The organism is Chthoniobacter flavus Ellin428, from assembly GCF_000173075.1.
In the GTDB taxonomy this organism is placed as follows: Bacteria; Verrucomicrobiota; Verrucomicrobiia; order Chthoniobacterales; family Chthoniobacteraceae; genus Chthoniobacter; species Chthoniobacter flavus.
Genome location: NZ_ABVL01000015.1, coordinates 144,828 through 157,223, shown reverse-complemented (window position 1 = coordinate 157,223; position 12,396 = coordinate 144,828). Strand labels below are relative to the sequence as shown.

At 62.0% G+C, this 12,396-nt stretch carries 6 protein-coding genes; 4 read left to right on the top strand and 2 right to left on the bottom strand.

The window, feature by feature from the left end:
• Positions 1-10 precede the first annotated feature (10 nt).
• Positions 11-2,416, bottom strand: a complete 2,406-nt coding sequence (locus CFE428DRAFT_RS34185) for a serine/threonine-protein kinase (protein ID WP_006981806.1) — start codon at positions 2,414-2,416, stop codon at positions 11-13.
• Positions 2,417-2,834: 418 nt separating this feature from the next.
• Positions 2,835-3,395, bottom strand: a complete 561-nt coding sequence (locus CFE428DRAFT_RS37635) for a hypothetical protein (protein ID WP_157447594.1) — start codon at positions 3,393-3,395, stop codon at positions 2,835-2,837.
• 75 nt (positions 3,396-3,470) lie between these two features.
• On the opposite strand from CFE428DRAFT_RS37635, the gene CFE428DRAFT_RS21725 reads away from it, so the two are divergent.
• The 4 genes from CFE428DRAFT_RS21725 to CFE428DRAFT_RS21710 are packed head-to-tail and all read left to right on the top strand — an operon-like array spanning position 3,471 to position 12,383.
• The gene (locus CFE428DRAFT_RS21725; RefSeq protein ID WP_006981803.1) at positions 3,471-5,753 is read left to right on the top strand and encodes a tetratricopeptide repeat protein; all 2,283 of its coding nucleotides are present in this window, start codon (positions 3,471-3,473) and stop codon (positions 5,751-5,753) included.
• Positions 5,750-8,128, top strand: a complete 2,379-nt coding sequence (locus CFE428DRAFT_RS21720; RefSeq protein ID WP_006981802.1) for a tetratricopeptide repeat protein — start codon at positions 5,750-5,752, stop codon at positions 8,126-8,128. Before CFE428DRAFT_RS21725 ends, CFE428DRAFT_RS21720 begins: the two co-directional genes overlap by 4 nt.
• Complete coding sequence (locus tag CFE428DRAFT_RS21715; RefSeq protein WP_337442751.1) at positions 8,101-10,143, top strand: O-linked N-acetylglucosamine transferase, SPINDLY family protein; 2,043 nt, start codon at positions 8,101-8,103, stop codon at positions 10,141-10,143. The genes CFE428DRAFT_RS21720 and CFE428DRAFT_RS21715 overlap by 28 nt, the downstream gene beginning before the upstream one ends.
• Positions 10,140-12,383: a tetratricopeptide repeat protein gene (locus CFE428DRAFT_RS21710; protein ID WP_006981800.1), complete on the top strand. Its 2,244-nt coding sequence runs from the start codon at positions 10,140-10,142 to the stop codon at positions 12,381-12,383. The genes CFE428DRAFT_RS21715 and CFE428DRAFT_RS21710 overlap by 4 nt, the downstream gene beginning before the upstream one ends.
• Positions 12,384-12,396: the final 13 nt, after the last annotated feature.

Genomic DNA, 12,396 nt, shown 5'->3' with positions numbered 1-12,396 from the left:
CGCAGCGTCTTCACGGTGTCTCTCCGCCTTCGGGGAAAAGCTTCATCTCGTCGGCGTGCTGCGGCACCGCCTGGCTGCCCTGCGTGAGCAGGTCGCGACCTTCCTTCGGCTTGCCCGCGACATAGGCATATACGCCGATCATCCATTCGCGCTCGCCGAGTTGATCCTGCGGCAGACCCGCGCGGAGAAACGACTTGGCCATGGCGATGACGGAATCCGGCGCGAGATCCGTCCACTGCGCGGAGATGGTGCCGAAGGGCGTGGTCGTCTCGATCTGCGAGTCAGTGGCATGCTTGATCGGCCCCTGCATTTGCGTGCCCGCTTTCTTCAGCACGGCCGCCTGGTAGCCCACCACATTGATGTCCTGGATGAGCGTCGCCTTGAAGCGCGCCAGCCAGGTCAGCTTCTTCAGCCACGCTTCGCGTTCGGCCCGCGCTTTTTCTCCCTGCACCTGCACCGCATTCATCACGAGGTAGGCGTCGGCCGGGCGGAATTGCTGCCAGAGCGGCGCGACCTTGCTCTTCGCGTCGGTCATGGCCTTCTCATCGGCCGCTTCCATTGCCGCCTTGCGCTGCGCAATCTCATCCTCTTCCGCGGTGATCTTCTGCTGCAAATCCCGCGCGCTATCGTCGAGCCGGGCCGCAAAGGTCTTCGCCATCGTGATCTTCCGCCGGGCGGTCTTCACCGTTTCCAGCGCCTGCTTGCGCGTCTCGAGATTGTCCGCCGCTTTCGCGGCATCCGCAGCCGGGTGGAAGGCATTCACCTCGGCGACATAAGCCGAGACCAGCGGCTTGTAATCGGCCACCCAGATGTAGCGGGAATCCGGGGTGAGTTGCGCGTATTGTCGGAAGAGCGTGGCCGCCTCGTCGTATTCGCCGAGCGACCAATCCTTCAGTCCATAAATGAGCAGCGAGAGCGCCTCATAACTTTGGCGATCGAGATCCTTTGTCGTGTCCGCGATGATCGCCACCGAGCCGCCCGCGCGACTCGCCACGTCGAGGAAATAAGTCGCCAGCGCATCCTCCGCCGGGTCGGTGGAGTATTTGCCGCGATCCACGATTTGTTTGAGCTTGCCGTTGGCCGACTCGGTGCGGCCGGCCAGGAAATCCACAATCGCCGCGTGCAACGTGATCCAGTTCTTCTGCGGCTGCGGCGTATCGGGCCTCGCCTCCAGCGTGGCAAAGGCCTCGGTCGCTTGCTTCACGTCGCCTTTGGCGATCAATTGCCGCGCCTGCTCGTAGGTCATCTCCGCCGTTTCCTTTTTCGCCGCCTGCGCGGTGTCCTTTGCCTCCACCGGACGGAAGCGGGCCAGGAGCTGATTGCGGAACAGGAAGCCGCTCACCCCCACCGCCACCGTGAGCATCGCCGTGGTGTAAATGAGCCAACGATAGTTGCGCGGCTTGCCCGCCTGCTTCTTCGGGTCCTTCTTTTCGTCCGCTGGCAAAATCCCGAGCAGACCCGCGCGCGCAAATTCCAGGTGTTCGATGAATTCGGCGTAACTCTGCTGCCGCTTGGCGGGATCGTGCTGGAGCACCTTGTTCAGCGCGTAAGCCGTCGCGCTCGAAACCGTCGGCGCGAACGCCGTGAGATTCACCGGCACCTTCTTCGCCTCGGCCAGCGCACCCATGGAATTCGTCTCCACGACGTGCGGTGGCCGCCCGGCCAGCGCATGGAAAAGCGTCGCCCCCAGCGAATACATATCGCTGCGGAAATCCTCCTGTTTTCCTTCCACCGTCTCCGGCGCCACATAGTAGGGCGTAGCCCACACTTCACCGGCCACGTGCCCGGCGTGCTCCTGCAAGACCGCGAGACCGAAATCCACGATCTTCGGCGTATTCGCATCCGCGAAAAGGATGTTCCCCGGCTTGATGTCACGATGGATCAAGCCCTTGTTCAGCGCCGCCTGCAGCCCTTGGGCGATCTGGATCCCCACGGAGAGCACCTGCACTTCGGGCAGATGCGGATCCTCCGCCATGCGGCTTTCCAGCGAACCCTTGTCCACCAGTTCCATGGAAATGTAGAGCAGCCCGTTGTCCTGTCCGGTGCTGTAGACCCGCACCACGTGGGGATGATTGATCGAGGCCGTGATCGCCGCTTCCTTTTGGAATTGGGTGACGAATTCCGGGTTCCCGCTATGCTCGCGCTGCAGGAGCTTCAACGCCACCGCCCGGTTTAGGGTGAGATCCAGCGCGCGATACACCGTGCCCATGCCGCCGGCGCCGAGCTCTTCCTGAATTTCAAAATGGTCGAAGTGCCGGCGGACGCGCGTGCCCGCTCCGCAACTGGGGCAGTGCATGAGGGCAAAAGGCTCTTCACCTGAGACATCGAGCAGGGCGCCACAGGTGGAGCACTCCTGAATAAGGGGGTTCTTGGGGGCGGCCATGAAGACGGCGCCTACGTTATCACTGGCGCTCATACGGGGCAAGGAACGGAGACGGGAAGGATGCGGGTTTTCACGAATGTCACAAGCAAAGCGAATTGGGTGCCATTGCTGAATCGATGTGGCGTTTTTGCGGCAATTTCCTCAGGTTCAGGCTCAGGTGGTCAGCCGGACCTCGGCGCCCCACTGCACGAGCGACGCCAACGATCCTCCCGACAACAGGGAAGACGCTCCTTCCTCCGGGTTTGTTAGCCGGTAAGTGACCCTCGCCAGTCTTTCCTTGGTGCGCATCCGTAGATGAGCCTGGCGAAGCCGCCTCGAAAAGGAAAGCTTGGATTCCGTGATGGTGAGCAGTCTTCGGTAACGGTGAGGCGCGAAACTCCCCGGGGAGATCCCCGGCTACGGTTCCGTCAGCAATTCGGGCTGGCTCTGGGGCACGTGCACTACCCAATCCTCAGTAAATATCCTCTCGCGATTCTGCGGGCGTGCTGGGGCTGGCGGACAAATCGAGTGTCGCCGAGTTCGTCTCCTGATTTTCGCGAGCTTCCGTCCGGGTCAAGTCCGGCCCCGCGCTCAACATGAGCAGAATGATCGGAACCAGATTGAGCGCTCCGAAAATGCTCGCGCCGAAGAGAAAAATGACCAAACCGGCCAGAATCGAACTGGCGCAAAATATTTGTAAGACGCGTGGTCGTCCCTTGAGCAAGAGATAAGCGGTCAAGCTCTGGGTGAGCGCAACCGGAGGGAGCAGAAATACCGGCAGACCGGTCAACACACAGACCATGGGTTTCAAAAGCGCTGCTAGCAGCGCCGCTCCGCCAACGAGCGCCCATAGCCCGCCGGAGACCAACCCGATCCAACAGGCCGCCCGGAAGCGCTGGATCTGCTGCGGCAACGGCGGTGGGGTCGACGATGAAGGCGTCGGCGGGCCGGCGTTTGCGGCGTTCTGGTCCGCGGTGGGGTTTGGTGGGGACGATTCCAAGGGCGAAGTCTTGCTGGTGGGGGTGGTTAGCAAAAAGCAAAACTCGCACCGCGATGAAGTTGCCTTTCCGGGTGGGTCGGTGTGTTGTTCGCTTTCGCGATTTCTCCCATGTCCTCCCTCACGGTCCAGCAAGCCTTTGACCTCGCCCTCCAGCATCATCGGGCTGGGCGGGCGGCGGAGGCGGAAGCGCTCTACCGGCAGATTCTCGCGGTGCAACCCATGTGGGTGGAGGCCTGGCACATGCTTGGTCTTCTCGCGCACCAGACGGGACGCTCCGATCTCGCGCTGGAATACATCGGCCGGGCTCTGGCCATCGAGCCGCGCAATGGCGCCGCCTATTCCAACCTGGGGTTGGTTTATCGTTCCTTGGGGCGTGTGGATGAAGCGATGGAGGCGTATCGCCGGGCACTGCAATTGCAGCCCGCGCTGCCGGAACCGTATCACAATCTCGCCAATCTTTTGCGGCAGACCGGTCGCCTGAATGAGGCCGTAGGTTGGTTGCAACAGGCCATTCGACTTCGACCTCACGGTGTCGAGTTGCACAAAAATTTAGGCGATGTCTTGTCCGCGGCTGGCCGCAAGGACGAAGCCATCGCCGCTTATCAGGAAGCCATCCGTCTGAATCCCAACTTCGCGGAGGCCTACAATAATCTGGGGAATATTCTACGTGGAGAGCGACGCCTGTCCGAGGCGATCACGGTCTTTGGGGAAGCCCAGCGGCTGCTGCCGGATTCGGCGGAGATCCATAACAACCTTGCGGCCGCGCTGGCCGATGACGGGCAGTTTGCCCATGCGGACGCGGCGTATCAGCGTGCCCTGAAGATCAAGCCGGCGTTTCCCCAGGCTCTTTTCGGCTTGGGAAACAACCTGGCTAAACAAGGCCGGCGCGACGAAGCGGCCGCCGCATTCCGTGCGGCGCTGGAAACCCAACCCGACTACGCGAAGGCCTGGAATAATCTCGGCAATCTTCTCCGGGAAATGGGCCAGATGGATGAAGCGATCGCCGCCTATCGTCGGACCATCGCGCTCCAACCGGATTACGCGGAAGTCTATAGCAACCTGGCCAATGCGTTGAAAGACACCGGAGATTTGGACGGCGCGATGGAGACGCATCGGTGGGCGCGCCGGCTCCAGCCGAAAAACGCCGGCATCCAGAGCAATGTGATTTATACGCTGCATTTTCATCCGCGGACGGATGCGGCGGCGTTGGCCGAGGAGCAGCGGGAATGGCAGAGAGTATTTGGCCAGCCGGCGCAGCGCTTCGATGACTGGAGTGCGGTCGATCGGAACCCCGAGCGGCGGTTGCGGGTAGGCTATGTCAGCGCGGAGTTTTACTATCACGTGGTCGGCTGGAATATGCTGCCGCTTTTCAAGGGGCGTGATCACAGCCAGTTCGAGACCTTTTGTTATTCCAACGCGGTGAAAGCGGATTCGGTGACGCAGCAAATCCGCGAACTCAGCGATCATTGGCGAGTCACGACGGATAAGACCGATCTCGAGATGGCGGAGATGATCCGTCGTGATGGCATCGATGTGCTGGTGGATCTCTCGCAGCACATGGCGGGCAACCGGTTGCCGGTCTTTGCGCGCAGGCCGGCGCCGGTGCAGGTGAGCTTTGCCGGTTATCCGGAGAGCACCGCCATCGAGGCGATCGGCTGGCGAATTACCGGCCAGTATCTGGAAGACGATGTCGCCGCGCCCAGCGCGAGTGGCGAACGCCGGGTGCTGATCGATAGCTTTTGGTGTTATGACCCGGGCAAGATCGAGCTTGAGGTCAACGCGGCGCCGGCGAAGACCAACGGCTTCGTGACCTACGGCAGCTTTAACAATTTCTGCAAAGTGAATCCCGATGTCTTGCGGCTCTGGACGCGCGTCCTGGCGGCGACCGAGGGATCGCGGCTCATTCTGCTGAGCCATCCTGGAAGTCATCGCCAGCGTACTGTGGACATCTTCGAACGCGAGGGCATCGCGGCCAATCGGATCGAGTTTGTCGAGCCGCGTCCTTTCGCCGAATATCTCCGGCTTTACCAGCGGCTGGACCTCGTGCTCGACCCCTTTCCCTACAATGGCCACACGACCAGCCTGGACGCGCTGTGGATGGGGGTGCCGGTGGTGAGTCTCGCTGGCCAGTTGGCGGCCTCGCGCGCGGGATTGAGCCAACTCACGAATCTCGGCCTGACGGAGCTAGTGGCACGGACAGAAGACGAGTATGTCGCGATCTCCACACGATTGGCCGGCGATCTTCCGCGCCTCGCGGAATTGCGGGCGACTTTGCGCTCGCGGATGGAGGCGTCGGTGCTGATGGACGCGCCGCGTTTTGCCCGCCAGATCGAAGCCGCTTACCGCACGATGTGGCGCACCTGGTGCGCGGAAAATCCGGTAGTACGATGACGCTTCAAGAGGCTTTCCAAATCGCGCTGCAACATCACCAGGCGGGACGACTGGTGGAGGCAGAGTCGTTGTATCGGCAGATTCTTGCGGTGCAACCGGGGCATGCCGAGACGCTACACCTTCTGGGCGCGCTGGCCCAGCAGGTAGGGCGGACGGAGATGGCGATCGAGTTCATGCGGCAGGCGATCGCGGCGGATCCGAATCATGCGGCGGCGCTTTCCAATCTCGCGGCGACACTGCTCGCCGGTGGTCGGGCCGGGGAAGCGGCGGAGTACGCGCGGCGGGCCGTGGAAGTCGCACCGGGTTTTGCCGATGCGCATTATAATCTCGGTGCGGTGCTGGCGGAGTTGGGGCAGATGGAAGAGGCGCTCGCTTCGTACCGGCGTGCGCTGGAAATTCAGCCGACCCACGCGGTCGCGGAAAATAATCTCGGCAATATCCTGCGTGAGTTGCGGCGGCTGGATGAAGCGATCGCGGCGTATCGGCGGGCGATTCAACTGCAACCGGCCTACGCGGATGCCCATAACAACCTGGGTGTGGCGCTGTCCGAGCAGGGGAAGAGCGATGAAGCCATCGCCGCCTATGGCCGCGCACTGGAACTCAAGCCGGACGGCAACGCGGTGCATGCGAATCTCGGCAATGCCCTGCGGGCAAGCGGCCGATATGCCGAAGCGGTGGTGGCGTATCGCCGGTCGCTGCAGTCGAGTCCCGCGCGACTCGACATCTGCCAAGGCCTGGGGGAAGCGCTCGTGCTGCTGGGGCGATTCGATGAAGCGGGCGAGGTGTTTCGCCTGATTGTGCGGTGCAATCCGGACGACCCGGAAGCGTGGGCGTCGCTGGCGAATGTCTTGCAACGCGGTGAGAAGCTCGACGATGCGATCGCGTGTTACCGGCAGGCTTTGCGCCTGGATCCGGAAGAACCTTTTCGGCTTTGCCGATTGGCCGCGCTCTTGCAACGGCAAAGGCGGCTGGATGATGCTGCCGCTGCGCTTTTGCAAGTGCTGGAGTTGCAGCCGAATCAAACGGAAGCGCTGTATCGGTTGGCCGAGATCTACAAAGACCAGGGCCGGTCCGAGCTGGCGCTGGAACTCATGCGCCGGTTGCACGGCCTTGCGCCGGAGGTGCCGCGGATTCATAGCGATCTCATCCTGATGATGCTGGCCTCTCCGGAGGTGGACGAGAGAGCGGTACGCGCGGAGGGCCGGCGCTGGGACGAACGTTTCGGTCATCCGATAGAGACCTTTTCGGGACCGTATCCGCACGAGCGGAATCCGGAGCGAAAACTGCGGATCGGGTATGTGTCGGCTGATTTCAAAGACCACGTGGTGGGCAGGAATTTGCTCCCGCTCTTTCGGCAACAGGATCGGACGCGACACGAGATTCTCTGTTACTCCGGTGTCGCGTCTCCGGATCATGTCACCGAGGAGTTCCGCGCCCACGCGGATGTCTGGCGTGAAGCTTTCAGGATGAGCGACGAGGAACTCGCGGAGGCGGTTGGGAAGGATCGCGTGGATATCCTCGTGGACTTGAGCCTGCACACCGCGGGGAATCGCTTGATGATGTTTGCGCGTCGTCCGGCGCCTGTGCAGGTGAGTTTTGCGGGATATCCCGGAAGCACGGGCCTGGAGGCGATGGGATATCGGATTAGTGATCGGTATCTCGAAGTGGAGCGTGCCGGCGGTTCCCCGATGGAAGCCGGGGATGTCGCGCTCATTGACAGCTTTTGGTGCTACGATCCGTGTGGGGTGAAGCTGGCGGTTTCACCTTCGCCGGCCCGGGAGAATGGCTTCGTCACCTTTGCCAGCCTCAATGATTTCGGCAAAATCAATCGCGCCGTTTTCCAGCGCTGGGCGGCGGTGCTTCGCAAGGCAACCGGTTCGCGGCTCCTGCTGCTGACTTATCCGGGGGAACATCGGCGCGATACGATCGCGCTTTTGCGCGAGGAAGGGATTGAGGAGAACCGCGTCGAATTTCTTGAGCCGCGGCCTCGGGCGGAATACCTGCGGTATTATCATCGTGCGGACGCCATGCTCGACCCATTTCCCTACAACGGCCACACGACGAGCCTGGATGCGTTATGGATGGGCGTGCCAGTGGTAAGCCTCGCGGGCGAACGTATGGTGTCGCGCGCGGGTTTGAGCCAGCTCACGAATCTCGGTCTGCCGGAGTTGGTGGCGCGGACGGAAGACGAGTATGTCGAAATTGCGACGCGGCTGGCGGGCGATCTTCCACGTCTCGCGGAGCTGCGGGCGACGTTGCGCTCGCGGATGGAGGTGTCGGTGCTGATGGACGCGCCGCGCTTCGCCCGCCAGATCGAAACGGCTTACCGCACAATGTGGCGCGACTGGTGCGCGAAAAATCCAATCTCGATATGACGACGCTGCAAGCCATGCAAATCGCGCTGCAGCATCACCAGTCAGGACGGCTGGCGGATGCCGAGGCGATCTACCGGCAGATTCTCGCGGTCGAGCCGCGGCATGCGGATGCACTGCATCTGCTGGGCGTGATTGCGCATCAAGTCGGCCAGCACGAAGGCGCGATCGAGTTGATCGGCGAGGCGGTGCAACTCAACCCGAACGACGCGGCGGCTCTTTGCAATCTCGGCGAGGCTTACCGCGTATCGGGGCGGCTGGAGGAAGCGATCGTGGCTTACCGTCGTGCGCTCTGCATTCAGCCTGGCCAGCCGGAGGCGTGCAGCAATCTGGGCAATGTTCTGCGGAGTGTGGGGCGAATGGATGAGGCGATCGACGCGTGCCGGCGGGCAACTCAGCTTCGGCCCGGATATGTCGAGGCGCATCTCAATCTGGCGAATGCGTTAAGCGAACACGGTCGAAGTGAGGAAGCCCTGGCCGAGTATCGTTGCGCGCTGGAGATCGACCCGCACCATGCCGAGGCGTGGAATAGCTATGGGTCGGCGCTGGTGGGGATGCAGCGATTGGTCGAGGCGGAGGCGGCCTTTCGCCAGGCGATCCAATGGCAGCCACAGCATGCCGGTGCGTGGAGTAATCTCGGAGGTGTGCTCGCGGAATGCGGGAGGCATGACGAAGCCGTGGCCGCTTATCGACGCGCGCTCGAAATCAACCCGGCGGATGCGTCGGTGCAGAGTAATCTCATCTGTACGCTGCAATTTCACCCAACGGTCGAGTGGGAGACGATTGCGGAAGAGCGCAGGGCCTGGAATGGCAGGTTCGGCCAGGCGCCGACGGCCGCGGGGGCGCGATACACCAATGTCCGCGAAGCCGAACGGCCCCTGCGCATCGGGTACGTTTCGCCGGATTTTCGCGACCATGTCGTGGGGAGAAACCTGCTGCCGCTCTTTCGCGAGCATGATCGCCGGCATTTCGAGATTCTATGTTACTCGGGAGTGGCGCAACCGGATGCGATGACGACGGAATTTCGGCGACTCGCCGGCGTGTGGCGTCATACCTTGGGAGCGGCGGACGACGCCCTCACCAGGATGATCCAGCAGGACGGCGTGGATATTCTCGTGGATCTGACGCAGCACATGGCGCGTAGTCGTTTGACGCTGTTTGCCCGCCGGCCCGCGCCGGTGCAAGTGAGCTTTGCCGGTTATCCGGAGACCACGGGGTTGGCTGCCATTCCTTATCGGATCAGCGATCGCTATCTGGAATCGCAGATCGGAGTTTGGAGATCGGAGATGGGGTGGAAGGGCGAGCCCGAGCTCCGATCTCCGAACTCCGTGCTCCGATCCGCGGAGCACGTCTTCCCGCTCGACAGCTTTTGGTGTTACGATCCGGGTGACGAGAAAGTGGAGGGGAATGAACTGCCGTGTCAGCAAACTGGTCGAGTGACCTTTGGATGCTTGAATAACTTCTGTAAGCTGAATGAGCAGACGTGGAAGTCATGGGCGCGGATTCTTCGACAAGTGAGCGGCTCGCGGCTGATTCTGCTCAGCGCGCCGGGCAGTCACCGGCAGCGGGTGGTGGATGGATTGGAGCGCGAGGGCATCGATCCGCGGCGGATCGAGTTCGTGGAGCGGGCGCCGCGTCGAGGCTATCTCGAGTATTACCAACGGCTGGATATCGCCCTCGATTCGTTTCCTTATAACGGCCACACCACCAGCCTCGACGCGCTGTGGATGGGCGTGCCGGTGGTGAGTCGGGCGGGCCGGGGGCCGCTCTCGCGAGCGGGGTGGAGTCAGCTTTCTAATCTGGGCCTGCCGGAGTTGGTGGCGTTTTCGGAGGACGATTACATTCGGATCGCCGTGGAACTGGCCGGGGATATTCCGCGCTTGAGCGAACTGCGCGCCACGCTGCGGCGGAGGATGGAAGCTTCCGTGCTGATGGATGCGGTTCGTTTCACGCGTCAGATCGAGGAGACCTACCGCGCGATGTGGCGGGAGTGGTGCGGTCGAGGAGACGACCGATGAGCACGGCGCAGCAAGTTCTCGAACTGGGATTGCAGCATCATCAAGCCGGGCGCCTGGCCGAGGCGGAGGCATGTTATCGGGAGATTCTCGAGGCGCAGCCTGATCACCTCGACGCATTGCATCTCCTCGGGGTCGCTGCCATGCAAACGGGGCGTGCGGAGTTGGCGGTGAACTTACTCAACCGCGTCGCGGCTCTGGTGCCGAATCATCCGGCAGTGCATTCGAATCTGGGGGAGGCATATCGCGGCTTGGGCAAGTTCGAAGAGGCGGTGGCCAGCTTTCGTCGTGCGCTGCAACTCAAACCGGATGACGTCCTTGCTCAATATAATTTGGGCAATGTCCTGGTGGAGTGGGGCAAGTTGGAGGAAGCGATTGCGGCTTATCGGCGTGTGCTGACCCTCAAGCCCGATTATGTGGATGCGCATAACAACCTCGGGATCGCACTCGCCCGGCAGGGAGTGATGACCGAGGCGACTGAGGTGCTGCGCCGCGCGTTGCAACTCGCGCCGGCGGACGCGGGGGCCTGGAATAACTTCGGCATCGTGCTCGCGGAGCAGGGGCGCTTCGGCGAAGCGGTGGAGGCGTATCGCCGCGCGCTGGAGTTGGCTCCGAATCAACCGGAAGCGCACAACAATTTCGGCAATGCCTGCAAAGAGCTCGGGCAGTTTGAGTCGGCAGTGGCGGCTTACCGTCGTGCGGTCGAGTTGCGTCCGGATAGCGCGGAGTTTCAGGCGAATCTGGGGAACGGACTGCGCGAGCAAGGCCGGTTCGATGAAGCGATGGCTGCGTATCGGCACGCGCTGGCGCTGCAGCCAAAACGTGCGGAAACGCACCACGAAATGGGCAATGCGCTTGCCGGACAGGGGCAATTGGATGCGGCGGTTTTGGCGTATCGCGCGACGCTGGAGTTGAAGCCCGATTACGGCGTGGCGCGGTGCAATCTCGGCAATGTCCTGCGCGATCAAGGGATGCTCGATGAAGCGATCGCGGCTTATCGGCGCGCTGCGGAGAGCAAGTCCGCGCAACTCGTCGCGCAAAGCAACCTGATCTACACGTTGCATTACCACGCGGATGGAAATGAAGGAGAAATCAGGAGAGAGCAGTGCCTTTGGAACGAGCGCTTTGGGGGAGATACGCGACCGGCTGTTCGATACAGCAACGAACCGGATTTCCACCGTCGCTTGCGCATCGGCTACGTCTCACCGGAGTTTCGCGATCACGTGACGGGCCGGAATCTGTGGCCACTGTTCAAGGAGCACGATCGCACGGCGTTTGAGATTTTTTGTTATTCGGGAGTGGTGCGTCCGGATGGCATGACGCAGCAATTTCGCGAGCGAGTGGACCACTGGCGAAGCACGCTGGGGGTGAGTGACGAGGAACTGGCGGAGTGGGTGCAACGCGATGGCGTGGATATCCTGGTGGACCTCACCCAGCACATGGATGGCAACCGGCTTGCGATGTTCGGCCGCCGACCTGCCCCGGTGCAACTGAGCTTCGCCGGCTATCCAGAGGCAACGGGTGTGGAGGCGATTCCATACCGTATTAGCGATCGTTTTCTCGAACCGCATTCGACCGAGGATCGCCTGCTACGGATCGACAGTTATTGGTGTTACGACCCTTGCGGTGCGGAAATCGGCGTGAACGAATTGCCCGTGCAGCGCAATGGATGGGTGACTTTCGGATGCCTGAATCACTTCTGCAAAGTCAATGAGCCGACGCTGCGGCGCTGGGCCAAGGTGCTCCGGACGGTGCGCGATTCGAAGTTGATGTTGCTCAGTCCGGAGGGAAGCCATCGGCGAAAGACGTGGCGGATTTTGGAGAGCGAAGGGGTGGAGGCACGGCGTGTCGAATTCGTGCCGCGATGCGGCCGCCGGGCTTATCTGGAGTTGTATCAGCAGATGGATGTGGCGCTCGATACCTTTCCCTACAACGGCCACACCACGAGCCTCGATGCCCTCTGGATGGGGGTGCCCGTGGTGAGCCTTGCGGGAAGGTCGGCGGTGTCGCGTGCGGGGTTGAGCCAGCTATCCAATTTGGGTCTCGCGGAACTGGTCGCCTCGGCGGAAGACGAATTCGTCGAGATCGCTGCGGCGCTGGCCCAGGACCTTTCCCGTCTCGCCGATTTGCGCCGGACTTTGCGCGCGCGGATGGAAGCGTCCGTGCTAATGGATGCGATACGATTTACTCGCGGGATCGAGAGTGCCTATCGGCAGATGTGGCAGCGCTGGTGCGAAGGGTAGGGAGTTCGGAGAG

Excerpts from the sequence above, each read along its gene's own strand:
- CFE428DRAFT_RS34185 (WP_006981806.1), bottom strand. The coding sequence starts at position 2,416 with ATGAGCGCCAGTGATAACGTAGGCGCCGTCTTCATGGCCGCCCCCAAG.
- CFE428DRAFT_RS21725 (WP_006981803.1), top strand. The coding sequence starts at position 3,471 with ATGTCCTCCCTCACGGTCCAGCAAGCCTTTGACCTCGCCCTCCAGCAT.
- CFE428DRAFT_RS21720 (WP_006981802.1), top strand. The coding sequence starts at position 5,750 with ATGACGCTTCAAGAGGCTTTCCAAATCGCGCTGCAACATCACCAGGCG.
- CFE428DRAFT_RS21710 (WP_006981800.1), top strand. The coding sequence starts at position 10,140 with ATGAGCACGGCGCAGCAAGTTCTCGAACTGGGATTGCAGCATCATCAA.